Source organism: Corallococcus exiguus (genome assembly GCF_009909105.1).
In the GTDB taxonomy this organism is placed as follows: Bacteria; Myxococcota; Myxococcia; order Myxococcales; family Myxococcaceae; genus Corallococcus; species Corallococcus exiguus.
In genome coordinates, this window is the sequence record NZ_JAAAPK010000013.1 from 186,403 (window position 1) to 211,443 (window position 25,041).

At 67.6% G+C, this 25,041-nt stretch carries 17 protein-coding genes; 5 read left to right on the forward strand and 12 right to left on the reverse strand.

Going from position 1 to position 25,041, the window contains the following annotated elements; genetic code table 11:
- Positions 1–43: 43 nt before the first annotated feature.
- Positions 44–1,363, reverse strand: a complete 1,320-nt coding sequence (locus GTZ93_RS36610; RefSeq protein ID WP_139918008.1) for an amidohydrolase — start codon at positions 1,361–1,363, stop codon at positions 44–46.
- A 72-nt stretch (positions 1,364–1,435) separates the two neighbouring features.
- Here GTZ93_RS36610 and GTZ93_RS36615 point away from each other — a divergent pair, with 72 nt between their 5' ends.
- Complete coding sequence (locus GTZ93_RS36615; RefSeq protein ID WP_139918006.1) at positions 1,436–2,755, forward strand: hypothetical protein; 1,320 nt, start codon at positions 1,436–1,438, stop codon at positions 2,753–2,755.
- 106 nt (positions 2,756–2,861) lie between these two features.
- Here GTZ93_RS36615 and GTZ93_RS36620 read toward each other — a convergent pair whose 3' ends face one another.
- Positions 2,862–3,668 carry a hypothetical protein gene (locus GTZ93_RS36620; protein ID WP_121716814.1) on the reverse strand — a complete coding sequence of 269 codons (807 nt, stop codon included), beginning with the start codon at positions 3,666–3,668 and terminating at the stop codon, positions 2,862–2,864.
- 162 nt (positions 3,669–3,830) lie between these two features.
- Between GTZ93_RS36620 and GTZ93_RS36625 the strand changes: the two genes are divergently transcribed.
- The 4 genes from GTZ93_RS36625 to GTZ93_RS43085 all read left to right on the forward strand — a co-directional run bounded on the left by GTZ93_RS36625 (position 3,831) and on the right by GTZ93_RS43085 (position 5,589).
- Positions 3,831–3,995 carry a hypothetical protein gene (locus GTZ93_RS36625; protein ID WP_161663274.1) on the forward strand — a complete coding sequence of 55 codons (165 nt, stop codon included), beginning with the start codon at positions 3,831–3,833 and terminating at the stop codon, positions 3,993–3,995.
- A 68-nt stretch (positions 3,996–4,063) separates the two neighbouring features.
- A complete protein-coding gene (locus GTZ93_RS36630) occupies positions 4,064–4,456 on the forward strand; it encodes a hypothetical protein (RefSeq protein WP_139918004.1) in 393 nt (130 codons plus the stop codon).
- A 184-nt stretch (positions 4,457–4,640) separates the two neighbouring features.
- Positions 4,641–5,297, forward strand: coding sequence for a DUF4386 domain-containing protein (locus GTZ93_RS36635; protein WP_139918002.1), 657 nt, complete (start codon positions 4,641–4,643; stop codon positions 5,295–5,297).
- 166 nt (positions 5,298–5,463) lie between these two features.
- Positions 5,464–5,589, forward strand: a complete 126-nt coding sequence (locus GTZ93_RS43085) for a hypothetical protein (protein WP_257979148.1) — start codon at positions 5,464–5,466, stop codon at positions 5,587–5,589.
- Here GTZ93_RS43085 and GTZ93_RS36640 read toward each other — a convergent pair.
- From GTZ93_RS36640 to GTZ93_RS36685, 10 genes are read right to left on the reverse strand one after another with little or no spacing between them, the layout of a single operon-like run.
- A complete protein-coding gene (locus GTZ93_RS36640) occupies positions 5,575–6,603 on the reverse strand; it encodes a hypothetical protein (RefSeq protein ID WP_139918001.1) in 1,029 nt (342 codons plus the stop codon). The genes GTZ93_RS43085 and GTZ93_RS36640 overlap by 15 nt on opposite strands.
- A gap of 6 nt (positions 6,604–6,609) precedes the next feature.
- Positions 6,610–9,972 (reverse strand): eCIS core domain-containing protein, encoded by a 3,363-nt coding sequence (locus tag GTZ93_RS36645; protein WP_161663275.1) that lies wholly within the window; start codon positions 9,970–9,972, stop codon positions 6,610–6,612.
- 6 nt (positions 9,973–9,978) lie between these two features.
- Positions 9,979–12,042 (reverse strand): ATP-binding protein, encoded by a 2,064-nt coding sequence (locus GTZ93_RS36650; RefSeq protein WP_139922409.1) that lies wholly within the window; start codon positions 12,040–12,042, stop codon positions 9,979–9,981.
- An 11-nt stretch (positions 12,043–12,053) separates the two neighbouring features.
- Entirely contained in the window at positions 12,054–14,033 is a 1,980-nt protein-coding gene (locus GTZ93_RS36655; protein ID WP_139922411.1) for a hypothetical protein, read from the reverse strand.
- Positions 14,026–15,960, reverse strand: coding sequence for a hypothetical protein (locus GTZ93_RS36660; RefSeq protein WP_139922414.1), 1,935 nt, complete (start codon positions 15,958–15,960; stop codon positions 14,026–14,028). Before GTZ93_RS36660 ends, GTZ93_RS36655 begins: the two co-directional genes overlap by 8 nt.
- Positions 15,961–15,996: 36 nt before the next feature.
- Positions 15,997–17,145, reverse strand: a complete 1,149-nt coding sequence (locus GTZ93_RS36665; RefSeq protein ID WP_139922416.1) for an IPT/TIG domain-containing protein — start codon at positions 17,143–17,145, stop codon at positions 15,997–15,999.
- Between the two features lie 54 nt (positions 17,146–17,199).
- Positions 17,200–18,522, reverse strand: coding sequence for a hypothetical protein (locus tag GTZ93_RS36670; protein WP_139922419.1), 1,323 nt, complete (start codon positions 18,520–18,522; stop codon positions 17,200–17,202).
- Positions 18,523–18,550: 28 nt separating this feature from the next.
- Entirely contained in the window at positions 18,551–19,948 is a 1,398-nt protein-coding gene (locus GTZ93_RS36675; RefSeq protein WP_161663276.1) for a hypothetical protein, read from the reverse strand.
- Positions 19,945–22,725, reverse strand: coding sequence for a phage tail protein (locus tag GTZ93_RS36680; RefSeq protein WP_139921785.1), 2,781 nt, complete (start codon positions 22,723–22,725; stop codon positions 19,945–19,947). Before GTZ93_RS36680 ends, GTZ93_RS36675 begins: the two co-directional genes overlap by 4 nt.
- Positions 22,725–25,034 (reverse strand): baseplate J/gp47 family protein, encoded by a 2,310-nt coding sequence (locus tag GTZ93_RS36685; protein ID WP_139921783.1) that lies wholly within the window; start codon positions 25,032–25,034, stop codon positions 22,725–22,727. Before GTZ93_RS36685 ends, GTZ93_RS36680 begins: the two co-directional genes overlap by 1 nt.
- Positions 25,035–25,041: the final 7 nt, after the last annotated feature.

Below are 25,041 nucleotides of genomic sequence, written 5' to 3' on the forward strand. Positions count from 1 at the left end.
CGTCAATAACGGATGAAAAGCCCGAGGCGCCCGGGTGGGGACGTCAGGGTTTGCCCAGCAGCTCCAGCGCGGAGGTGGTCATCAGGGTGACGCCGGTGCGCAGCGCGCGCTCGCGGTCCGGCGCGTAGAGGGGCGAGTGCGGGGAGGGCAGCGCCTCCTCCGTGCCCTTGGCCTCGGCGAAGCGTTTGGGTTCGGTGATGCCCAGCCACAGCATCACGGAGGGCACGCCCGCGCGGCCGTATTCGGAGAAGTCCTCTCCGCCCATGACGGATGGCGTCTCGCTGAGGTTCTTCTCGCCCAGCACCTTGCCCACCGCGGCCACCAGCCGCTTCGTGAGTTCCGGGTCATTGTAGGTGGCGGGCGTGCCTTCGGTGACGTTGACGGTGGGGGGACGGGGCGCTCCAGATGCCATCGCCTCCGCCTTGGCGATGCGCTCGATGCCAGCCAGCAGCGCCTTGCGCACCTCCGGCTTGTACGTGCGCAGCGTGATCTGCAGGCGCACCTCGTCCGGGATGATGTTGCTCTTGGTGCCACCGTGGATGGAGCCCACCGTGAGCACGGCCGGCTCCAGCGGGCTCTTCTCCCGGCTGACGAGCGTCTGCAGCGAGAGGACGGTGCGCGCCGCCATCACCACCGGGTCCACGGTGGTGTGCGGGTACGCACCGTGCCCGCCCTTGCCGTAGAGGGTGACGTCCACCGAGTCCACGCTCGCCAGCGCATAGCCGGGGGTGAACTGCACCATCCCCGCCGCGGCGTTGGCCACTGTGTGCATGGCCACGGCGACGTCCGGCTTGGGGAAGCGCGTGAACAGGCCGTCCGCCAGCATCTGCCGGGCCCCGGCTCCAATCTCCTCGGCCGGCTGCCCCACCAGCATCAACGTGCCACGCCACCGGTCCTTCGTTCGCGCCAGCAGCGTGGCCGTGCCAATCCATGACGTCATGTGCACGTCGTGCCCGCACGCGTGCATCACCGAGACTTCCGTCCCGCCTGCATCCTTCGCCTTCGTCTTGCTGGCGTAGGGCAGCCCCGTCTTCTCCTCCACCGGAAGCCCGTCCAGGTCCGTGCGCAGCATCACCGTGGGGCCCTTGCCGTTGCGCAACAGGGCCACCACGCCGTGCCCGCCCACCTTCGGCGTCACCTCGAAGCCGAGCTTGCGCAGGCGCTCGGCCAGCTTCGCCGCCGTCTTCTCCTCCTGGAGTGACAGCTCGGGCGTCTGGTGCAGGTCGCGGTAGAGCGCATCGAGTTCGGGGTACAGCGCGTCCAGGCCCGCGAGGACCGTGGGCGGGGGCGCCGCCGCGAGCGCGAGGCCGCCGGGCGCCGCGACACAGGCGAAGAGCAGGGGAAGCAGGGGGAGCGTTTTCACCAGGGGGTCTCCTGACCGTCAGGGAGCCCTCACTGTACTCGGGCGAGGCATACATTCGAGTCGGGGGGACATATGTCCACGAGCAATCTTCCGATCGAGGTCGAGCTCATCTACGAGCTCATGCCCTGCAACGCCATGCGCTCGGCGCAGGAACCCCTCCGGCCGCCCCATCCCTGCGCCTATTTCCGTCGGTGGGGGAGCTACCACAGCTACGACTACGTGGAGGACAGCCCGCCGCCCGATCCAGGCATCGTCCACCCGGCGAAGTACGTAGGGCGCGCCCCCCTGGTCCCCGAGGCGCTGAGTGGCTGCCGCAAGGCCCCCATCATGGCGGTGGGGATCAACCCCAATCTCCCGGCGTGGTGGAGCGCGAAGCGCCAGTCGCTCTACCCGCTGTTCGACGACTACCAGCAATACGCGCACTACTTCCGGTACCGCGCGGTGGACAAGCTGGAGGTGCCGCGCGCCGACTACGAGCGCTTCGGCGGCGGTGCGCAGGACACCCCGTACTCCGACTTCGAGCTTCAAGTGCCTGAAGACGAGAGCGGTGCTCGCCGGGTGCCCCTCGAGCTCCAGCCCCAGAAGATGTATGAGACGTATCAGGGGCTGCTGGACGCCGTGGCGGAGGAGATGGGCTGGAGGGGCCACAAGCTCCGGGTAGGGGAGGATCTCTCCTACGGGAACATGGTGGCGTGTCCCTCGGCGAAGTGGACCACGAGAGCCTCCCCGGAGGATCCGACGCTGCCCCCGATGACGGTCGCCCAGCGGGATGGCATCGTCAGTGAGTGCTTCCGTGAGCGGAGGTATTTCCTCCGACAGCTCTTCCAGAGCCTACCCTCCGTGCTGCTGTGCTTCAGCCAGAGCACCGCGAACGCGCTCATCTCCGAGTTGAAGTCTCTCTTCGTGAAGGGAAATCCCCAGCCGGGGGAGCCGCTGGAGTCGCTGATGTCCCGGGAGATCCGCCTGAGGTTCGGCGCCGCGCCGGATGGCAGCGAGCTGGGGGCGCGAGTCATCTTCGCGCCTCACATCACCGGGGACTCCGCCGACTTCGAGAAGTCCCGAGCGCGGGTCATCGAGCAACTCCTGGAGGAGGCGAGGGCGGGACGGCTCGCCATGAATCCACAGACCGGGCACCTGCGGCGCCCCAAGGGCGCCTGCGTCCTCTGCACCCTGATGCGGATTGGTCCGTGTGACTACGAGCGTGAGCTGCAGCCGCTCAGCCAGCAGCCGGCGCTCACCGCCGCCTCGCCCGGGCCGCTCCTGGCCAGGGAGAAGTCCGCACAGCTCGCGTGGGTGCGAGAGACATTGGCCGTGTCCCCTCCGGTTCCGGTGGCGTGGGGCGACACGGATGAAGAGGCAGAGGATCGCTTCGATTCGGGGGACTCGCCATGAACCCCGTGAGCGCCTCCTTGCAGGTCAGCGCGTTCTTGTCTGCAAGCGCCTTCGGTTCCGCCTTCGCCTCCTTCTTGGAAGCCTGTTCCGAACCACGACGGGAGAATCAGGCTGCGTAGGCCCTTCCGGCTTCGAGTTGTTCCACGAGCTGACCCAGAAGGTTCTGTAACTTCTCCAGCCGCTTACTCCCCTCGATCCCCTCTGTCCGAAGGTCTCGTTCGAGAGCCGACAACCAGGACTCGAGACGGGTCGGGTATTTGTCGACGAAAGAAGAAAACCCGATGACCGCGAGAGCATCCGCCCGTTCATCTGGCCGCATCATTTCGGCGATCGCGCGTTGCTCCTCGCGCCACACCATCAATCTGTCTCTATCGATCTGGTCGCTCGCGAATGTGGAGCCAATCTCAGAAAGGAGCAGATCCACGCTCCTGGTCTCTTCCTCGGTCTGGAAGCGGAGGATGTTGACCGTGCGGTATAGCTCGTCTACGACGGCCCAGTACTTGCCGAACCGATAGAGCGTGCCAAGCAGGGCGATGCGGCTCCGTTGCTCGTTGTTTGAGCGGAGGTACACCAGGAAGCCATGCTCCCGGATGTTCCGGATTCTGTGGAATAGGTCTCCGGCGGTCGCTAGAAGCGGTTCCCTGTATTTCTCCAGGTGCTCTTTCGCGGCGAACTGTCGCTGTTGCGTCGCTGCTTCCTGGGTGAACTTGTTCTGCAGCAGGGCAAGTTTCCGGTTGGACGCGTCCTGGCGATGCAGGGTCCATCCAGACGTGAACAGGCCGGCCGCCGCTGCAATCAGCGCCACCACGACTTCCGTATCCATCGTCACATGATGGGCATGATCCGCCTCGGTGGACACCAACAAGGATGCGGACACGGTGTCCGACAGGGTGGAAGAGAAGAAGGATGTCACGTCATCGTGAGAACCTTTGAGGGGAGCACATTGGAACGGCGCTGGCTGCCAGTACGGTGTGTTCGGCGTCAGGGATTGCGCTTCCTCGAACCTTCGCTCCAAGGCCTGGCGCGTGGGTGGCTGCGGGCCTCGAGACCAGGCCCCGTCGCCGAAGGCGGCGGCTTGATCTTCGTCACCCACTACCATGGTGGCAAGCAGCTGAACGTGTTCAATTACGCCGTCAATGCCGCCAACGGCGACATCCGGTTCCAGCGCGGGTATGGCAACCAGTGGGGTCGCTATAACGCCCCCGTGACCAGCCGAGAGATCGTGTTCATGGCAGGCTAGGCCATGTATGGCTTCAATGCGACCAGCGGAGAGCAGCTGTGGTTCGTCGGAGCCACCTTCGATGACACGTGGACCCCGCAGGCGCCGACAATCAGGTCTTCGCGTACATCGGTGGCATGCTGAACCGGTGGATGGGGTGGACGCGGAAGGCTGCCTTCACGGGCAACGTCACGGTCTCGGACGGCGTGCTGTATGTGCTCAACGGCCCCCAGGTGGAGGCGCATGCCGAGGCGGATGGCTCGCTGCTCTGGACCTGGGTGCCGCCAGAGGGTACGCCGGAAGGGGAGACCGTTCTGATGTACAGTCTGATCCTCGTCAGCACCTTCTCGAACACGTACGCGCTGGACCTCCGCGTGGGGATGCGCGTGTGGAAAGACCCCACTGGCGGCGCTTGGCCGTGGACAGGGATGGGATTCTGTTCATCGCCGGGAGCAATGGGCGCCTTGCCGCCATCGCGGTGAAGTGAGGCGCCAGCTCTCTGCTGCACGCTCGGGGTACGCGGAGCGGACCGCGTACCTCCTCACAAGGCACCTCCTGCGCCTGAAGCGGAACCTTGCCCATTTATTGATCCTCATCAATGCGGTCGAGGGCGCCCCCCGCCAGTCTGGAGGCCACAACGTCGCTGAACGTTCTGGAGCCCTCGCGATGAACATCTCCCGCCATCACTCCCGTTCCCTGGGAGTCCTCTTTCTCCTTCCGTTCTTCGCCTACGGAATCGGCACCGCGCTCGTCACCTCCGCCCTGAAGGATCCGGAGCAACTGGCCGAACAGAGGACGCTGTTCGTCGGGGGAGCGCTGCTGCTCCTGTTGAACTCCCTCCTCGTCGTCGGAATTGGCGTGCTGTTTTTTCCCATCCTCCGCGAGCGGAGCCCGGGCATCGCCGTCGCGTATGTCTGCACGCGGGTGATGGAGGCGCTGACCCTCATCGTCGGAGTGGTGTTCCTGCTGTGCATCCTCCAGCTCGGAGACTCCGCGCAAGGGCAGACGACGCCGGAGTGGATGCCCCTGCTCAACCTTCTGTCGAAGGGGAACTTCTGGGCGTACCAGATCGCGATGATCATCCTGGGGGCCGGCAGCGTGGCGTTCTGCATGTCGCTGTACCGCTCGCGGCTTCTTCCCGCGTTGCTCCCGCTGGTGGGCGCGGTGGGCTACGGATTCCTGGCGCTGGGGGCCGTGCTCGAGCTCTTCGGGCTGCCGTGGGGCATCTTCTTCTCCGGGCCCGGGGGCCTGTTCGAGCTGTTCCTCGGTGGCTGGCTCATCACCAGGGGGGGCCGGACGGTCACGCCTGCCGTCGCGGCGTAGCCTGCTTGCCGCGCGTGGCGATGCGCTTGCGGATACGGCTCGGCGACTCGGACTTCACGCCGATGCAGGTGGAGCAGACCGTCGTCCTTAAGGGCCCGCCCCGTGAGCATCGTGGTGCGCGCCAGCGTGGGGGGAGCGGTATCAGTTCACGCAGGCGGGGCAGCCGGTGGGACAGGCTGCCGATGGCAACTGCGCGGACCTGGCGTTCATCGCGGGGCCGCAGCAGGAGGTCACGAAGTTCCAGGTGCTGGTGATGCGGCTCCGGTCCTTGATTTCTTCATTCCCCGTCTGAATGCGGGCTCCAGAGGCTACCCTTGTCAGGATACGCCGTCCCTGCGAACCCGAGCGCCTGCGCTCGCTCGCGGAGCTTCATTGCCTGTTCTCTGGATGGGACGATAAGGGTGACAGAGGACAACCTGCGCCCACCCTTCGTCTTGCCCTTCTTCATGTCGCGAAGCATTGAAGCGATCGACTCATCCTGCTGAAGATCCTCGGGAAGGTCCACGAGGGCCTTGTAGGCCGAACCACTGAAAGGAAAATAAAACGTATAAAATGGGTCCTTGGCTGGCTTGAACAGGAGAACCATCTCATCCCCTAGCTCATTGTAGTCTTCCATTCTCTGAAAAGGGACATGCTCGTAGTACCAGGACAGTCGTGACGACATGGCCTCGGCCACCCTGTTAGGTTCAGCCGAGGGTCTATTCAACCAGTCGACAATCATGTGAGCACCCAAGCTTTTTACGGAAGCATTGCGAGGGGGTTCCGCACGAAGCGCGTCCAGCAAGCGAGCCAGTTCGGCCATCGGCCTCGCCGGTCTGGTGTTGATGACGTCAAGCACTGCATCGTCCGGAATCGATACCATGCTCCGTGGCGGTTGGGGATACTTGTATTTGACCCCCAAGACACGAATGCCACTCCACGCGCCCAGGGCGATCGCGCACTCCACGGTCAGTGAGCAGAAACGCTCAAGATTATCCTTTAGTTGCTGGTAGGATTCTCGGCCTTGGTCTGTGGTCGCGACTTCGAGAGAAATCTTATCGAACAGGATGTTTAGCTCCAATGACTTGGTCGCCCGTTCTGGCGTTTCAGAATTGGCAATGTGGACATAGTCCCTGGGTGCCTGTTTGATTTCTGACCATTGTGAGAATGGCACAAATCGGTCTTTCTTCTTGGGCTTGAAATATTTCAGGTCTCGCAATAGGTCGAATTCATCAAGCCGGGGCGTCAATGCGCGAAGCCTGCTCTCATTCGTGCCTAGTTCGTGTAGGACGTTGTCTTGTAGTTTGATTTGAAGATAGTAGTTCATCGCTTGTCAGGCTCGAGCCGTCACGCGGCCCTGGGTGATGCGTTTCTCAAGCACGGGTAGCCAGTAGGGAATGAGATCTGGAGTGCTGAAGATGTAGATTACCTTGCGATACGGACCTGGGTATATCGTATTGGCTTGAGAGTCGATGACCTTGTTTTTGGGCTGATTTATGATGTATTCGTAGCAGTCCATTTGCCTCATGTCTTCATTGCTTGGTGCCTTTCTCGACGTCCTTGCCTTGCTGTCGACCAACGCATTGCCGATGGCTCCGTCGGCCCGAATCTGGTTGCGCTTGATTTTCTTGATCATTTCGGCGTCTGTTATAACGAAGATGGGGCCAGGGCGCGACATGCCGAGATTCTGTTCGCACCAGAGTTCGAAGATGTGTCCTCTGATCTGGTTGTGCTTCGATGGAATCGTCCCGCTCTCGAAAACGCCGTGCAGGCCTGGCAGATTGTTCATGAATTTTCCGGCAATGGCGACTCGCATCCGGTCGCGATAGTCGTCGGCACGGATTATTGTGTCGTACCGAGTTGCGATGTCGGCACCGAGGATGCTTGCCACGATTGGCCGGTATGACCTTATTTGCTCCTCGTTGGTAAGGCTGGTCCTATTTTCTCTGACAGTCTGTCGCGCGTCTTTGGGGATGAGCCTGATGTTGAAGCTCATGATGGGCGCGGCGTCTCCTGCGCGAGATCTGGACACGAAGAGCACCGTGCCCTCCCAGGAGGACATGAGCGTCACTGCACTTGTTCTACCGAGCTTTCCCTCCGTTTGTAGGAACTTATTCAGCTCTCCGGACTTGAAGGTGGCGAGGAATTGATTCCTTGCCTCTTTAAGCAGGTTTTCTTTGACTTCGGTGGTGAGCTTCGTCTTGGGATTGATTTCCCCCTCGAGCTGCCAGACACCGCCCTCTAGCAACGGCGTCAACGACTTGAAGCCGTATCTGAGCCTGATTACGGCGAGCGCAGGGTCAATCATTGCACGGCTCACGTGTCCCGAAGCGAGCCTCCTTACTGCAGCCACTGCGGTCTGCATTCCTAGTTGCAACCTCTGGGCCGGGTCTTGCGGCAGCCCCGCCTGAGCGACGAACCGTCCCAGCTTCTTCGCCTGTGCGACAATCCAATCCACCACCCGGTCCAACCCGCGGTCGATGGGCTGGCGCACGGCGTTGATCACGTTCGTCACCGCGTCGCTCACCCGCCCGAGTCCCGCGATGCGCGCCAGGAAGCTGATGACCAGGGTGAGCAGCCCGGCCATCGTCTGCTCGACACGGTTCGCCGCGGCACCAATCGCGCCACTGGCAATCGCGGCGAGCGAGTCGATGACGGACGCGGCGACCTGGGCAATCTGGCTCATCCGCTCCACGAAGAACATCACCGTGTTGTAGGTGGCGATGATTGCCTGGATGAACGCGCCCGCCGGGTTGAGGCTCGTCACCAGGCGCGTGATGGCCGCCTGCACCACCCGGTCCCGCACGAAGGTCATGACCTGCTCCATGACCATGTCGCGCAGGTTCGACACGCTCTGCTGGATCTGCTCCCACGCGGCCGCCGGCCCCTGGGTGACGAGCGTCCGGACGAGGTCGAACGTCGTCTCCATCGCCCGCACCGCTGGCTCGCCCACGGCGCGCATCAGCTTCTGGCGGAGGCTCTGCCATGTCAGCCTCAGCACGCTCAGGACGAACTTGAGCACCTCCACCAGCGTGAATCCCTGCGGGATGTAGATGCCCGCCCCGCTCATCGCCCCGGTGAGCCAGCCAATCAGTGACGCACGCAGGTGCGTGAGGAACCGCCCCGCGAACTGCCGCAAGCCCTGGAGCCCCGCCTTCACCAGGTTGCCGATGAAGCCAATCGGGTCGCGCAGGATCGTCCGGAACGTCGCCGCCGCGCGGCGCAGGTACGGCATCACCTTCGGCGCCACGACGGAGAAGATGATCTCCAGCAGGTTCCAGACAGCGTTCCCCGCCCAGCTCAGGAACCTCCCGATGAACCCACCGAAGGCGCTCGCCACCTTCGCGAAGGCGCGCGGCAGGAGCACGATGTCGGCAATCTCCAGCGAGCGCAGCGCAGAGAGGAACTGCCCGGGAACCTGCCGGACGAAGCCCAGCAGCTCGCCGAGCGCCCCCTGGAACCACGCCCACGCGCGGCCCACCGCGTTGCCACGCTTGAGGTTCTCCCAGGTCTCCTCCTGACCAATCAGCTTCATGAAGCCGCCGATCAGGGCCTCGGCATCGGCCTGGACAGGCTCTCCTGTGATCGGATCCTGGCGCAGCACCGCCTTGAGCAGGTCGTAGCCGCGGGTGCCCTCCGCCAGCCGTGCCAGCGGCCGCAAGATGGCATCCTTGATGAGCTGGCCAATGCCGCTCACGAGCCCGCCGAGGAACCCGGTGAGGCGCTGAATGGGTTCGGTGAAGATGCGCTGGGCACGCTCCCACACCCCGCCCGGGTCGAGGAGGTCGGCCAGTTTCAGTGATTCGACGAACCGGGTCAGCGCCGCATGGATCTCGTTCCCATTCAGCCCCAGCGACCGGATCTGTTGCTCGACCCAGCTGCCAGCGCGGTCGAAGACCCCATGGTTGTTGAGGGCCTCGGTGATGAGCGCGCCGCCGGGGATGAGCTCCACCGCCGCTCTCATGACGTTGGCGGCGCTCCGGTCCACCGGCGTCATGTTGATGGGGTTCATTCCCAGGGCGACGGTGAACATCCGGAAGCCGGGAATGTTGTTCGCCTTCTCAGCGAAGTAGTTGAGCGGATTGCCGATACCCAATCGCTGCGCCCGGAAGCCGCTGGTCCGCTCCCGCACGTTGAACGGCTCGCCACGCCCCACGGCCTCGGAGGCCCGTTGCGCTTCCTGCTCGTGGGCCCCTCCTTGCCCTGGCGCCGAGCGCTGCACCACGGGGGCGCCCTGCTGTTGCACGACGTGGGCGGCCTCGTGCGCCAGCAGGCCGGCATCCGTGGCCCGCTCACCAGGGCCCAGGAAGACATGATTCCCGAAGGTGAAGGCCCGTGCGGACAGGCTCGCCGCCGCGTCCTGTGCGCGGGCTCCCGTGTGCACCCGGACGGATTGCAGGTCCGTCTGAAGGGTGCTCTCGAGCGTGTCTCGGACGCTGGGCGCAAGGGGCGCTCCTCCCGTTGGCGCTCCAGGCACGCTGCCTGGTCCCGTGAGTGTGCTGGCGCGTGCCGCCCGCTTCTGGAGGGACTCGATGACCTTGCGGAGACGAGGCTCCGTCCTGGCCTCGCTGCTCACCCTGATGGCCGCGCCGCCGGGGGCATCCACGGAGGTGGTACCCCTGCTCGGGCGCAGGGGGGCCGCTGCGCGCTCGGGGGCGGCCGCGGGACCTCGGGCGGGAGCTCGGGTGGAAGGCATTGGGATTCAGCCTCGGAGGGAGGTCGCGCCAGGGCGGCGCAGCGGGCACACGTCACCGGCCTTGCGGTACTCGCGCGCGACCCCGGCTTCCAGGTGCGCCGAGCTGAACGTGCCGCCGTCCTCCAGCGCGAGCAGCGATGCGTGCAGCACCGCGTTGCGGATCTGTCCGCCGCTCAGGTCGCAGTGCGCGGCCACCTCGTGCAGCAGGCCCGCGTCCACCGCGTGCGCGGCTGGCAGGTGCAGCTGCCAGATGGCCCAGCGCTCGGAGGGGGCCGGCGCGCGGAAGTCCACCACCACGTCCATGCGCCGCTGGAAGGCCGGGTCGATGGCGTCCGCCGCGTTGGTGGTGACGAGGAGGATGCCCTCGAAGGACTCGATGCGCTGGAGCAGGTAGTTCGTCTCCAGGTTGGCGTAGCGGTCCGTGGAGGAGCCTACCCCCGTGCGCCGGGCGAAGAGCGCATCGCCCTCGTCGAAGAGCAGCACCACGTCCAGCTCCTCGGCGAGCGCGAAGATGCGGGCCAGGTTCTTCTCCGTCTCGCCGATGTACTTGTTCACCACCGAGGACAGCTCCACCCGGTACACGTCGAGCTGGAGCGCCGAGGCGATGAGACGCGCGGCCAGCGTCTTGCCCGTGCCGCTCGGCCCCTGGAAGAGGGCGCGCACGCCCGGGGTGAGCTGGCGCGCGAGCGTGTCGCTCACGGCCCCCGCCAGCCGCTCGCGGTTGCGGCAGCGCGTCTCCAGGAGGCGCAGCTCGCGCAGCGTCTCGCCGCCCACGGCGAGCTGACCCCAGTCCCCCATCGCGGTCAGGCGCACGGCGAGCGTGTCCAGCGCCTCCCGGTTCAGGGCGCGGCCCGCCTCACGCACGTCCTCGGGGCCTACCGACTCGCGCCCGGAGAGCGCCGCGTGGGCCTGTGCCAGCCGTGCCGCGCGCCGGATGTTGCCGCGCGTGAGGCGAAAGCGGGTGCTGAGCTCCCCCAGGCTGGAGCACGGCCGTCCGGTGAGGCCTCGCTCCCAGTGCAGTGCGCGCTCCTCGGGGGCGGGCATGTCCACCGACAGCGTGAGCGCGCGGTCCACGCCCTGGCCGGAGACGCCCCCCAGTTGGCCCAGCACCACGGCCAGCGGCCCGCTCAGGCCCGCCAACAGGGGGACCTCGGCCGTTTCTCCCGGGGCTGGCTCCAGCAGCGCCACCGGCAGGGCGTGCAGCAGCGTGGCCAGCGCGCCCACCATGCGCCAGCGCTCGTCGTCCGCCTTCCGCGGGCCCTCCACCTCCAGCACGCCACGGCCCAGCGCGCGCGCCACCGAGCGCAGCAGGGTGCGCCGGCCGTTGTGTCGCGGGCCGCGCACCAGCAGCGCCCGGACCTCGCCTGAAGCCAGCAGCGCCGGCAGGCGCCCGAGCGCATCCCGGAGCGCGTCCGGGATGAGGAGCGGCTCATCGCGCTCGAGCACCGGGAGGCCGTGGTGTCGCATCCAGGGGGTGAGCGTCTCCGGCACCTCGCCGCGCAGCGCGTCCCAGATGGGGCCGGGCACATGGAGCGCCCACTCTGAGCGAGGCGCCTCCCGATTGGCCACCTCCACCAGGCCCAGCCCGCCCAGGCGGCTCAGCCGGGCGCGCACCTGGCCATGGTCCTCCTCGCCGCGCCACCCCGCGTTGAGCAGACCCAGGGTAGGGCGGTGCAGGCCCGGAGTGCCCTGCAGAGCGGAGAAGAAGGCCCCGAAGCGCGCGTCCTCCTCCACCATGCCCACCGTCAGCAGCAGCGTCAGCGCCTCGTGGTCCAGCTCCGCCGCCTCGCGCAGCGCTCGCAGGGGCAGGTGACCGGAGAGGTCCGATTCCCACGCGGCGATGGCCTCGGGCCAGGGATCGCGACCTTCCTCCAGCTCCAGCGTGCTGATGCCCAGCGCCGTGAGCTCGGCGCGGTAGTGGGTCAGGAAGGGGAAGCGCGCGAGCAGCGCATCCTCGCCGTCCAGCACACGCGCGGCCCGGGCCAGCACCCGCGTGGCGGCGGCGAAGAAGTACAGCTTGAAGTGCTCCAGGGCGTCGGAAGGTGGAGCGGGGATCGATGGGTCGGTCATGGCGCCTCCGCTCACTCGAAGTGGAAGAAGAGGTGGCGCCCGGCGGCCGGAATCCACCCGATGTTCCGATCCAGCCCGGCGATGCGCACGGCCAGCGGGAGCTGTGAGAGCGCGAACACCACGTCCACGTGGCTCTCCGTCACGTGGAGCCGGGCTTCGTGGAGGAGCAGCGTGCGCTCCAGTTCCTCCGCGTCATCCAGGCCCAGCGCACGCGCCAGCCGGGCGCGGACGTAGGGCTCGAGCCAACCCAGCCACTGCTCCAGGTGCTTGGCCTCCGGTGCGACCGGGAGGGGGAAGCCGGTGCGAGCCAGCGTGAACGCGGCCACCTGGGAATAGGGGGCCGTCTCACGTTGCACCTGGGCTTCGGCATCCTCGCCTTCGCATGGCACGTCCAGCACGAGGAAGCCCTCGGGATGGCGCACACGCAGCCGCCCACCTTCGAGGTCCCACGTCCACTCAGTGGCTTCCTGTGGGCGGAAGGCGCTCAGCCAGCCTGCTGGGATGCGCCATGTGTCCGGTGGCTCGAATGCGTTGCCGAAAGCCTCGCCCGGCTCGCGGGAGGAGAGCCGGGCCAGCACCCGCCACATGGGGTCCGTGGGCATGGGGTCCGTGAGCAGCCGGCGGCCGAGCAGCGCGACGAAGTCCCAGACGGAGAAGGGAAGGCCAGGGCGCGCCGGTTGCGTGAAGTCCCCATAGAGCTCCAGGAAGAGGCTCAGATTGACCAGATAGAAGACGCCGCCCAGCTTCGTGGAGATGGGCAGCCCCCATCCACGGCCCGGAGGATGCGGGAAGGTGGAGGAGGGGAGCTGGGCGGGCTCTGGCGCGGAGCGCCTGGAGGTCGTGGAGGCCCGCGACTCCGGTGGGAGTGACGTCGCGGGGGCGAGGCCAGGGACCGTGGCGGGCCCGGGTGCTGGCGGACGGGAGGCGTGGGGCGCTGGTGGGACGGCAGGCCGTTCCTGTGTTTGGCCAGAGCTGATGTCGAGGAGGCCCGTCTCCGCGTGGGCGTCCCTGTCGTGCCGGGCTGTCGGACGCCTGTCTGAGATGGGCGCCTGCGCAGCCGGGTGCTCGGAGGTGGTCGGTACGGAGCGCGTAGGCGGCCGTGGCAGGGTATGGACCCCGGTCCGAGGAGAGGCATCACGCCAGTCCATCACCTTGGCGACGAAGGACGGGCGCCGCACCTCCGTGGGCGCGCGTCGAAGCATCAGCGCCACTCCGAGCAGTGTCTGCCTTTGCCGCCCAAGCCCCAGCATGCGCACCTCTGGCGCCCAGGGTTCCCATGGCGCGAAGGCCGCGTCAGTCCCCGCGACTGTGCGCTCCTGCGCAGGGCTGGGGCCGGAGGATGACGTCATTTCCCCGCCGGCTACAGGAGCCTTGAAGACAGCCTGCGCGACGAGCGGCCCTGGCAGCCCATGGACCTGGACCACCCGGGTGAGAAGGGTACAGGCCTCGTCCTCGGTGAACAGCTCAAGCACTGGCTGGGACTCGCCCCGCCGGGTGCCGAGCTCCAGCGCGGCTGGCACGTACTCAGGCTGACGCATCCACTCGGCCACCACGGTTCGTGCCAGGTCCGCGCCGGGGAACAGGCCTCGCCACCACCAGTGCGTAGCGGCGGTGCCTTGGCTGACTTCGCTCGCCAGACAGGCCAGGAGCTCCGCGGGGTCGGCGAAGAGCACGGCCTCTGCGTTGGCGGGTACGGCGCCGAGGGCTGAACGCACGGCCTGGGAGAGGCGCTCGCGCAGCGCCTGCTGGAGGGCCCTTTCCCAGTCGGACGGAGGGCCCAGGGCGTGCCGCCGCAGCGACAGCGCACCGGGCTTTGGATCGCGCAGGTGGCGGATGCAGACAATGGCCGAGGGCGGGAGTCCCGCCGGGGAGAGGTGGACAGTGTTCAGCAGGCGCCCCAGCTTCAAGCGAGCGGAGAGCGGTTCGTCGGAGCTGCTTCGCAGCGTCAGACGGCCAATGACGTCCCTGCCTACCTCCCCCCTCTCATTCATTCTTGCCGCGCCTCCTCCGGCTGGACAGGAAGCCGAGCGCGAGCAGCCCGAGCATGGCCGTGGATCCGGCTGTCTGTCCTGCACGCTTGCACCCGCAGCCGCTGAGCGGGGGGTGTGTCGGCTTGTCCTGATACTCGGCCCGGGTGCCGAGCAGCACGGCCTCATCCTGGGGGATCTCCATCGTGATCACCTGGCTCTTCGGGCCCTCCCCGGGGCGGCCGGCGGGAGGGATGGTCACCTTCAATCCGGGACAGTTCGGTGGCGTGGGAGGGCGGGAGGAATCCTGGAGGGTGGTATCGAGCTTCCAGTGGTGGCCAGGGATGAGCTCTTCGGGCTGGAAGAGCTTTGGCGCGGGAGCCGTGAGAGCCTTCTGGGTAACCACTGGCGTATCGCGGGCCGTGTCCGATCTTTCCTCCTCCGGGGTCGCGGGCCGCGTGTGCACGACGGCGTAGCCGTACGATGCCACTGGGAGGCTCTCTTGGTAGTCTGTTTGGTTGATGCGGATGATACGGTCCGTCTGGATGTATCCGTGATACAGCAGGTTCATCTCCTCGCGGTGCTGGAGACCCTCCGGGGTACGGACAAGCTGCTCGCGTACAGAGGGTGAGGTAACCAGCTCCATCCGGTAGACGGGCTTGCATCCTGGGAGGGGTTTCGCGTCAACGAGCTGACTGAAGCCCCGGGTGTCGATGGTGGCTGTGCGCTTGTAGACAGAGCCCAGGCCGAAATCCATGTTCCGAGAGGCGCTCCGGTTGACGAAGTTCACAACCTTCCCCGCCCCCGGCTTGGCATCCAGTTCCACATAGATGCACTGGTGTCTGGTTGCGTCGCTTTTGTCGTACTCCTCTTTCTGTTTGTCGCTGAGCACCCATGGTCCGGTTTCGAGTTTGGTATTCGCTGTGTTGGCGGGGATGTCCCGCGCGGGAGTGGCCCCAATCAAAGCCCAGGGTGCGAACCCCGCAGCCGAGATGCCAAAGTTAGCGATCTTGAAGGTGGCGCTGACCTGCTGGGCTGGGTCCGCCGAGTTGTTGTGCGGGGTGACCGAGAACTTGTTCGGCTTGTCCAAGCTGATCTTGCTGGTCGGATTTCTGTCGGTCTCGATGTCATTCCACCCGAAGAACACGCCCCCGCAGCCGCCGCCGCCGAGGTTGGCCAGGCCCCACGTATTCGCTGACGGGGTCGACAGATCGAGGTCCCAGAATGCCGGTATTGGGGCAGTGGGCGGCCACCGGAATGGGGACACCGTGTCCTTGAGCTTCGTCGGCGTGCGCGTCGTGTCGACGCGGAGGATGGCGAAGAAGAAGCTGAAGTCTACGCCTTGGGGCAGGCCGATGCTGTTTCCATCAAACCTGTTGATTGGGATTCGCATCTCGACGTTCCAGCTTTTGAGGGATCCTGCTCCCGCATCGGATGAGGCGCGGCGCGCTTCGATCCAGCCGGGATGGGTCTTCTCGCCCCAGGTGACCGTGGCTCCGTCGTCAGACATCCCCATGTTGTAGGCGAGCTCCCGGACCGGCTGTCCTGGGCCATGCATCAGGCCTGGAGGGAACGGAAAGATGTGGATGCGATGGAACTCATCCATCGCTCCGGAGTTGAACGTCAGGACGATGACGTCAGCGTTGTCCACGGTCGGATCATTTTGCACTTCGAAGGAGAGGTAGAGATCGGTGGCGCTGCGCAACCCCTGGACGGCGGCGTGGGGGCCGTTCGTTCCGTTCTCGAAGACATAGCGAAACGCATTGTTCCACCCAGGGTCCCCGTTCACCTCACCGTCGATGCTGGGCGTGGCAGGAGTACCGGGCAGCCCGGTGATGTCTCGGAAACAGAGCTTCTGCGCGAGCACCTCGGCTGGTGCCGCCACCAAGCCTATCAGCAGGAGCACCTGGAGGGGGTTGCCTATCCAGCTTCTCATCCTCAGGGTGTTCATGGCGTGCAGCTCCTTTGTGAGGGGAATGGGTGATTCTCAGGCCAGCTTGATCCGTTGGATCATTTCGCCAAACACAGCGGGGTTGGTTGTGGATATGACCGTCACCACCAGGTCTGTGGCCTCGGCGCCGGTCTTGCCCGTGAGCCTCGTATTGAGGTCGACGAACCCCGGTTGGTCCGCGGTGAACGAATCTGGGGGCGTCATCCGGCTCTCGATTTTCCAGAGGTCGTGAGGGTTTTTGGAGATTGCGAGCTTGATGGAATAGGAGCCCTTGGGCACATCGGCTCTGAATAGGAGGAAGTCGGGTGTGTCGGCGGGCACCACGACGAACTCCCCCTGCACCGAGCCTTCTCTGACACTGATGAGGCTCACCGAGAACGCAGGCGCGGGCGACGAAGCCTCACCTACGATGAGGGGCAGGCTCGCCGAACTATTGATAAATTCCTGATTGATCTTGGACTTGGAGGTCAGCTGTAGGTGTGCCAGCGTGCCTATCGACGCAGTGCTGGGAATGGTGACCTGGACGGTGACGCTCAGCTTCGTTCCCTCGGGGAAGCCTCCCTGGTGAATGAAGAACTCGGCCTTTGGTCCTAGCGCCCCGGTAGGGCCGACCACCGCCACTGGCCAGCCCACGTCCAGGCTTGGCTCGAGGATGAAGGTCTCGTCCATGTTGCTGAAGGCCGTGAGGGCGAAGACGAAGGAATAGGTCGAGCCGTCCGGTATGAGTTTCCCCGCTGGCGGCTTGGACAGCGAGAGGTGGATCTCTCCCTTGGGCAGAGTTTGGGGCCTGTTCGCCAGCATGACCGTCTGAGAGGCGAAGCCCTGCGGGTTGTTCAGCGTCAACAACACAGGCTGCCCCTGCTCATTGATGCCCACGATGGGCGGCACGTCGAAGACGAGTGTGGAATCGCTGCCGGACTTGAACTGCTCGATGCGCTTGCCCGCCAGTGTGACGACGATCAGCTCGCGCAGGCCGAAGTTGCGACCGATGAGCCGCATCTCGTCTCCCACCCTCACGATTCCCTCGGGGAGGATGTCCAGGATGACGACTGCACCGGAGGCTGCGCCCTCGGACTCGATTCGCGCGACGCGCTCCTCCAGGTTGTCGATCCGGTCGAGCAGGTGATTCATGAACTCGGACGTGATGAGGTCGCCTGGGTTCACCTTCTGAATGGGTGACGGCATGGGTCTGTCTCTCCTGTAGGCTGCTGGCGAGGTCCGTTTCGGGAAGAAGGGCCATCAGCCCCCCGTGCGCGCTCCTGGGGCGGGCACGTCCAGTGCGTGGTGGGCAAAGTCCCACCGTGCGACGTCGAACCGGGCATCACCCTGGTACGCGAGGTGCCCGCTGGCGAAGACCAGGTAGGGCTGAGGTTCTTGTCCGGGAGCGGGCGAGGGCGGCACGTTCTCCCGGACGAGGTAGAGCCAGATGAGCTCGTGCTCGGGCCGCTCGAGCACGATGGAGGGAGAGGACCGGGCCTGCCGCAGGAGCGGTTCCAAGCGCGCGCCCTCGATGAACATGGGGCCGCGAACGGTGAGCCCCTGGAAGAAGCGCGCCGAGTCGAAGCCGCGCGAGGCCTTGTGCCGGAGCGGGAGCACCCCGGCCGGCGGGAGATACTCGAAGTGGTCCAGGGCCCTCACCGTCTCCGGCGTGTCCTGGACGAGCTGGTCGATCTGCTCCTGGAACTGGAGGAACCGGGCCTCGGCTTCGCTGTCCCGGCGATCGCCCACCAGCGCCCACCAGCGCCCGGTGTCCAGCATGCGCGTGGGGCGGCGGCGCACCGAGTGCAGATCCACGAAGCGGAATCCGAACCCGTCCTCCCAGTGGATAACCGCCAGGGGGACGTCACAGGCGGTGAGCCGGAGGGGGCGATGCGCATCGAGCAGCCCGTAACTCTCCGGGGGCACCCCGAAGGGGTGGACGAGCGCCCCGAGCACCTTCGGGTCCGTGGTGCCGAAGCAGTGGTGGGCCACCCGGTTGCGCAGGCGCGCGGTGTCCGCCAGGTCGGCGTCGCGGATATCCAGCCGGAGGAGCCGGAAGCGCACGCCCTCCACGCGCCGCCTGGCATTGCAGGGCGCGTCGATGCTGCCCAGGCCGCTGACGACCGCGGTGCCCTCGCGGCCCTCGGCGGGAGCGATGACCAGCAGGTACACCCCCGTGCCGGCCACATGGATGCCCGCCGCGGGCCGCTCGCACGCCTTGAATCCGCCCGGGCCCACCGGCGCGGGAAGGGGGCCCTCGACGGCGCCTTCGCGCAGGTTCACCCGGATCTGACGGCGCAGCTCGAGCACCTGGCCCAGGCGGTTGATGGACACGCCCGGCTCCACGGTGACGATCGGATCCGTTCTCGTGCTGCCGCCAATGGGGGCGGTCACCCGCAGGCCGCTGGCGATGCCCTCGCCCAGGGCGCGGCCGAGCTGCTGCAGGCCCCCGTCGCGGGCCTGCTGCTCCTGGCTCAGGTCCTCGCCGGAGAGCAGCCGCCCGTTGAAGAAGTGGGTCGAGCGGATGCCGTCCTCCAGGAAGGGCACGTCGAGCTTGAGAGGCGTATCGAGCGTCAGGGACATGGATTGGCTCTCCTTGGGATGGCTCGCGTCACTCGTGCTCGTACCGGCTCACCTCGACGATGAGCTGGAGCTGGGCCAGGGTTTGCCGGGGGACCGGTTTCCCCTCGTCGGAGACGTTGAGGACGAAGCCCTTGGCCTGGAATCCGCCGAACGTGACGGCGGGCGCGTTCACCAGGTTCGAGGAGGCCAGGAGCGCTTTGACGACGTACTGGAACCCGTGGTCCGTGGGGTCCCGGTAGTCTTTGAAGGTGAGGGTGACGGAGCCATCATCGGTGGCGGTGGTGGTCAGCCCGTTGAACGACGGGGCGAGTGGCGTGGGCGGGACGAGGCCCGCGGCGACGACGGACACCCCTGACGTGGGTGCGGTGGGTTCGGTGGGGCGCAGCCCGCAGAGCAGCCACTCCTGGAGGAGCCGCAGGTGCACCAGGAAGGGGCGCTGACCCTCTTCGATGACGAGCTCCTCGAGATGGGAGGAGATCTTCCACGGCCCGCCACCCAGCTCGCGGACCACCGGCAGGCCCAGCTCCGCGAGCAGCACGGAGTCCTCGCCGCCGGGCGGTGCGGAGGGCAGACGCTCCACGCAGCTGTTCGTCTCGCCCAGCCAGTTGGTGCGCCGCCCGGGCCACAGCTCCGTCACCCAGACGCGGAGCGCCGCGCGCAGATAGGTGCACAGGTCGTCCGCGAGCACCACCAGGGGGGAAGGTGGATCCCGCAGTGGGGCCGGCGGGCTCCCCGGTGGAGGGGGGGGCGGGACCGGCTCTCCGTCCACCGGAGGGGCGGGCTTTGCCGCGTCTCGCAGTGCCTTCAGGAAGTCCTTCAGCGGGAGCGAGGTGCCAGGCGTGGGCGATACCTGGACGTGGGCGCGCAGCCAGCGCACCAGGTCCCGCAGGGCATCTTCCTCGAACTGCCTGGGCGGCTCGAAGCTCAGCTCCAGCTTGAAGCTGTCGGCGATGCGGGAGTCCTTCATCGAGTCGCTCTCGGAGCGACAGGGCTCGCCCGGAATGGGCACGGGGTCCGTGGTGCAGGCGTCGTAGCCGAGGACGACGTACACCTTGAGCGGCGTGCCTTCTGGCGATCCCGAGAGCCGATCCGTCACTTCCTGGGTGCGTGTCCTCAGCCAGTCGTCGAGGGACGCGCACTGGGCGGGCGCCACCCGCAGGAGCTGGCCGCGCGGGCTCACCGCCACACCCTGGGAGACCCGGGCCTCCGGGCCGCGCGTGCCCAGGCCCGTCGTCACCGCCAGGCCCCAGACGGTCCCGTAGCCCAGCAGGTCCCTCGCCAGCCAGCGATCCCGCTCGGAGAGGTAGGCGAACTCCTGGGTGAAGTCGTCCACGCCCAGGACCATGCCGAGCTCGTAGTTGACGTGCTTGGTCGGGTCCATCGGGGCGCGCCGAGCGGCCGTGGAGACGGCGCCGAATGTGCTCATCGGAGATCACTCCTGTGGGTCGGAATGCTCGCGAGCCGGTCTCTCCCGAGGATGTGCCGGTCGGCGACATCCTGCGGGTGGCCCGCGGCCAGATAGGATTCGGACAGGTGCCCGCGCCCGAGCACCATCGCCAGCATCAGCTCTGGCGCGCGGCTTCCGAGCGTGACGAGCGTGTCCACGCCCAGGCGTGCGTCGCCCACCCGGACCAGGGTCCAGTAGAACTTCACGTCGAAGACGGTGTGCGCCGGCTTCTCCAGCTCCACCAGGCGCCTCGCCTGTTCCCTGCGCGTGAGGTGCTGCTCCGCGGTCTGCCCCCCAGGCACGGGCAGCACCACGCTGAAGCGATGGGCCGCGCGCAGCAGGGGGAGCACCACGCTGGAGAACTGGTACCAGTCCACCAGGGCAGCCCCATCCCCGGGCAGCGTGGATGGCAGCGATACCTGGGAGAGGTCCGCGTAGCCCGTGCCCCAGGCGCCATTCAGCTCGCCCATGCGGCGGTAGCGCCGGGCGAGGAACTGCCGCCACTGCTTCTCGTTCTCGGGGCTGGAGGCGGGGACGAAGCCCAGCACCGTCCGGCTGAACGTGTGCCACACCTCCGCGGCGCCCGCGTCCTCGGGCGCCTGCAGGGGGAAGCGCTGGGGCTCCGGGGAGAGCCCGGCCTCCGCCAGGGCCTTCCGGTAGCGCTCGGTGAGGGACGCGCCGCCCTGGGAGGGCTCCCAGCGTGTTCGCACCACCACCGCGCGGATGCCGCTCGTACTGGCCTGGGGCTGAGGCACCGCCGCGACCTGCACCGCGCGGAAGTGCTCGACGATGCGGATGGGCGAGCCCAGCGGCTCCTTCTCCTGGAAGATGGACTCGTCCGGGCAGTCGTCGAGCGCCAGCCGGAGCGCCATGCGCAGGCCGCGCGGCGTGCCACGCCATTGGAAGAAGTCCACCGCGTGGCGGAGCAGCAACCGCCGCCGGGGCTCGTCCCAGGCGGGGTCCAGCACCAGGCCGAACCATCCCGCCAGCCAGTCCAGCGTCTCGGCCGGGGCGGTGCGCGCATCGAAGAGCACCTGCGCCGCGGCGATGCGGTCTTCCAGGGTGGTGAAGAAGCCTTCCATGTTGGCGAGGAAGCGCTCCAGGAAGCTGGCCGCGTCCGGCTCCTGCCGGTAGATGGCGGGCAGGTAGCGCTCGGCGTACGAGAAGCGCGGGTAGTACGCGCGCAGGGCCTGGACGCGCGGGGTGGCGTTGCCGGGACCGCGCAGGGTGAGCTCGACCTGCAGGTGCCGGCCGCGGGCGCGCTGGAAGAGGAGCTCCCAGGTGCCGCGGTGCTCACCGGAGGGGGGGGGCACCCAGGGCAGCTCCGAGCCATCCGAGCGCAGGTAATTGAACCCGGGCTCCGGGTTCCACGGCGCGAGCTCCACCTTCGCGAGCTCGTTGGCCGTGCGGCTGCGCACCTGCACGGAGGTGCCCGGGGGCATGCAGGCATCGAGGAACAGGCGATGCCAGACGCAGTCGGGCGTGCGTCCGTCGAAGATGGGCGTGAGGAGGACGGCCTCCGTCTCGTAGCGCGGGCGGCGCTGGGGCACGAGGGGAATGAAGCCGTCGGGGAAGTCGTAGAAGAGCCGCCCCTGCCCGGTCACCAGCGCCTTGCCGCCGAAGAGGCGCATCGGGAAGTAGTCGGTGCTCTGCGTGAGGAGGAGCTGTCCGGGGGCCGCCTTCTTCTCCTCGACGAGGAAGGAGAACGTCTGGTTGCCTTCCGCGGAGACGACGTAGAGCCGTCCCAGGATCTGGCTTGTCGCCTCCGGGCCGGAGCCGTCGCTCCCTGCCGGGAGGAAGGCGAAGTCGTGGCCCACGAAGACGAGGGGGACGGGGTTCCCCTGGAGGACACCGTCCTTGTACAGCAGCACGCGGCTGTCCGTGCCGCCGCGGTCGAGGACGAGCACACGTCCGTCCGCCAGCGCCTCGATGGCGATGGGACCGGGTGCCGGGCTCGGTGACGCCGCCTCCAGTGAGACGCCCTGGGGAAAGGTCCGGGCCAGCGTCTTCCGGAGGAAGCGCTTGTCGGTGGGTTGGAAGGTCTCCTCCCGCTCTTCCTCCAGGACGAGGTCCGCGCCGGACGGCAGTGCATGGAAGCCCGCGTCCAGCCGCCAGTAGCGGCGGTGGTCCTGATCCAGCACGAGCACTCCGCCATCGGGCGTGGCCGCGAGGTCGAAGGGGTCGGCCACTCCGGGTGGCCAGAGGATGCGCAGGGGGGGCCCGCCAGCGTGCAGGTCGAACACCAGCAGCCCGGCCGGCTCGACGGAGCCCACCACGAGGTAGTGGTGGGAGGTGACGGCCAGCCCGCAGAGGAGCGGAGGCGCGGGTGGCGCGGGTGGTTGCACCGGCCCGAAGCCACCTTCCTGGGACGGCCCCGCCGAGGGGAGCTCCTCCGGCCAGAAGAGGCTGACCGTTCCCGAGCCGCTCGACTGCACCCGCAACGAGCGCCGGTCGTCCCCAATCCAATAGGTGTTGCCGTACCGGTCACGCCCGGCGCCGCGGCGGGCCTCGAGCCCGGGCGCGACATCGCGTGGCGCGGCGAGGAAGTGGAACAGCTTGGGTTGGAGGGTGAGCTCCGCGGCCTCGGCGTCCCAGGCCAGTCGGGGCGGGCTCGGTGGGTCTTCCTTCTTCTCGATGCGGCTCCAGATATCTCCCAGCCGGGGAAGCGTCGTCCCTGGCGGAGCGTCCACCTGGAGGCAGCGCGCCCAGTCGTCGCGCCCGAGCAGCAGCTGGAAGCGGGTGCCGTTGGCGTCCATTACCGGCACTCCTCGGGGACGATGGGGACCGGGATGAAGGGACGCTCGGCGACAGGGGCGCTGGTGCCCCGCAGCTCCTCCAGCGGGGGGGCTTCACCCACTCCTACGGAGATGCCGGCCACGCGCGGGAGCTGCAGGCCGTCCATGGGGATGGAGTCCAGCTCGCCGCCGCCGCTCGGGGCCAGGCGCACCTTCGTCACCCACGCCACGCCCGGGACGCGGCTGGCCACCGCCACCAACTCCAGCGCGACCACGGCCTTGCGCAGCGGCCAGCCCCGGCTCGCGGTGGAGTGCTGCGGGGTGGCGGCGAGCGACACCTCGTCCTCGAGCAGCTCCACGCCCGGAGGGGGCAGGGGCGACAGGAAGTCCAGCAGCGCCTGCTTCACCTTCTCGCGCACGGTGGCGGGAGACATCCCGGCCACCACGTCGATGCCCAGGGTCACCCAGATGTCCTTGTAGGCCGGCCGCAGGATGAAGAGCTCGGTGGTGACGAGCCGGCGGGGCGCGAGCCAGCAGGAGATGGCCTCCAGGAAGTGGTCCGGCCCGGAAGCCGGGGGAGGCTCCGGCTCGTTCCTGGGGATGACCAGGAGGGTGACGGCTCCCGGGGCATTGCCGGGCGTGTCGGAGGGCAGGAGCGGGTGGAAGGCGGGGAGGACCTCCACGCGGCCCACGGCCACGCCAGGCGTGCGCAGCGTGAGCGTCTCGAAGTCGCGGGCGCTCACCAGCCTGTCCCGGTTCTGGAGATGGCGGGTGATCTGCTTCTCTCCCTCGCGCGTCGTCTCCGCGTCCGAGCCCCCCCAGGTGGGCAGCGGGTTGGTGACCTTGAAGCCCGCCGGCAGCGAGGGCCCGCTGGTGATGGCATCCGGTCCCAGGTTGCCGGCGCTGCCAAGACCGTGGTCGTAGTCCACCCGCAGCTCCGCCTCCAACGGTGGCCGGGCCCCGCGCAGGCCATCGCCGAAGCGGAGGAGCCCCGCCTCCGCATCCACCGTGAACACCTTCACCCGCGGGTTGCGCGGAGGGGTGGTTCCCGTGGGCAGGCGCGGACCCCTCACTGCCACCTCCGGGCCCGCGCTCATCAGGTCGTCTGTCTCGCTCCACGGCTCGGGCTGGCCGTTGGGCGGCGCGACGGAGAGCCGCACCGTGCCCGGGAGCACCGGCGCCCGCGAGAGCTTCTTCTCCTGATCCGGCTCGCCGTTGCCCGGGGGCAGCACCTCGTTGAGCACCTGGGCGCGCTGGAGCACCTCGGCGGTGTTGAGGCCCACCCAGAGCAGCTTCAGCCGGGCCGGCGCCGGGCTGGTGATGCGCAGCCAGGTGAGGACGCGCTGCTCCAGCACCTCGTTGTCGAGCGCGGGCGGGAAGTCCAGCGTGCCCGCCTCCAGCGGATCCAGGTTCGTCCACAGCTCCAGCTCCTCGCGAGAGGAGGGCAGGGGGATGTCGGCCACGGCGGGCCCGGTGGGCACCTCGAGGGAGGTGAGCGACCGGTAGCTCGCGTTGCGCTGGCCCGGGCGCCCCGGGAGCTCTCCGCGCGGGGGCAGGCTGGGAAGCTGGAACTGGAGCACCGCCGGCTGCCCGCCCGGGGCCGAGCCGTTTCCCGGGGACACGCTCCTGCCCTCCTCGTCCACCACCGGGACGAGGCCCAGGCTGAGGGTCTTCCCGAGCAGCGCCTCGCGTGCCTCCCCGCGCTTGTGCTCCCAGTCCTCTCCCGCCCGGGGCCGATCCGCTTCGCGGAGCATCAGGGCCACCCACAGCGTTCGATCAATCGCCTCCGCGCCCAGGTCCACCGGCTCGGTCCCCCGCGGAGAGAAGGGCGTGGTGGCGTACAGCCGCAGGTCGGCGGCGGGGGGCGTGGCGTTGAAGGACGCGTAGAGCTCGGTGTAGTGGGCGAGCATCTGCGCATCCGGTGTGACCTGCTTCTTGTAGAAGACCTGGGCGTCGATGGGCAGCACGTCCAGCCCGCGCGTGGTGCGGAAGGGCACCTGGCCGGCGCGCACCTCCACGCCGGCATTGAGGGTGAAGACCTGACGCGGGCCGCGCTCGTTGGTGAAGGTGACGAGCCCCCGGGCGGGGGTGGCCGGCTGCAGCGGGATGCCCAGCAGCGAGAGGAACTTCTTGCGGTTGCGCTCCGGGATCTGGTTGGCGCGGAAGAGGAGGTTCTCGGTGAGGAAGGCGAAGAGCTCGACCAGGGTGATGCCCGGGTCGCTCTTGTTGAAGTTGGTCCACTCGGGGTTGTGGACCGGGATGCGGGCCAGGGCCTCGTCGAGCAGGTCCTGGTAGCGGCGGTCGTCCAGGTTGGGAAGGGTCAGTGACATGGCGGCC

Bases quoted from the DNA above. Each gene is read 5' to 3' on its own strand.
- GTZ93_RS36645 (WP_161663275.1), bottom strand. From the start codon at position 9,972: ATGCCTTCCACCCGAGCTCCCGCCCGAGGTCCCGCGGCCGCCCCCGAG.
- GTZ93_RS36635 (WP_139918002.1), top strand. From the start codon at position 4,641: ATGAACATCTCCCGCCATCACTCCCGTTCCCTGGGAGTCCTCTTTCTC.
- GTZ93_RS36670 (WP_139922419.1), bottom strand. From the start codon at position 18,522: ATGTCCCTGACGCTCGATACGCCTCTCAAGCTCGACGTGCCCTTCCTG.
- GTZ93_RS36660 (WP_139922414.1), bottom strand. From the start codon at position 15,960: ATGAACACCCTGAGGATGAGAAGCTGGATAGGCAACCCCCTCCAGGTG.
- GTZ93_RS36650 (WP_139922409.1), bottom strand. From the start codon at position 12,042: ATGACCGACCCATCGATCCCCGCTCCACCTTCCGACGCCCTGGAGCAC.
- GTZ93_RS36655 (WP_139922411.1), bottom strand. From the start codon at position 14,033: ATGAATGAGAGGGGGGAGGTAGGCAGGGACGTCATTGGCCGTCTGACG.
- GTZ93_RS36675 (WP_161663276.1), bottom strand. From the start codon at position 19,948: ATGAGCACATTCGGCGCCGTCTCCACGGCCGCTCGGCGCGCCCCGATG.
- GTZ93_RS36680 (WP_139921785.1), bottom strand. From the start codon at position 22,725: ATGGACGCCAACGGCACCCGCTTCCAGCTGCTGCTCGGGCGCGACGAC.
- GTZ93_RS36665 (WP_139922416.1), bottom strand. From the start codon at position 17,145: ATGCCGTCACCCATTCAGAAGGTGAACCCAGGCGACCTCATCACGTCC.
- GTZ93_RS36615 (WP_139918006.1), top strand. From the start codon at position 1,436: ATGTCCACGAGCAATCTTCCGATCGAGGTCGAGCTCATCTACGAGCTC.
- GTZ93_RS36640 (WP_139918001.1), bottom strand. From the start codon at position 6,603: ATGAACTACTATCTTCAAATCAAACTACAAGACAACGTCCTACACGAA.
- GTZ93_RS36685 (WP_139921783.1), bottom strand. From the start codon at position 25,034: ATGTCACTGACCCTTCCCAACCTGGACGACCGCCGCTACCAGGACCTG.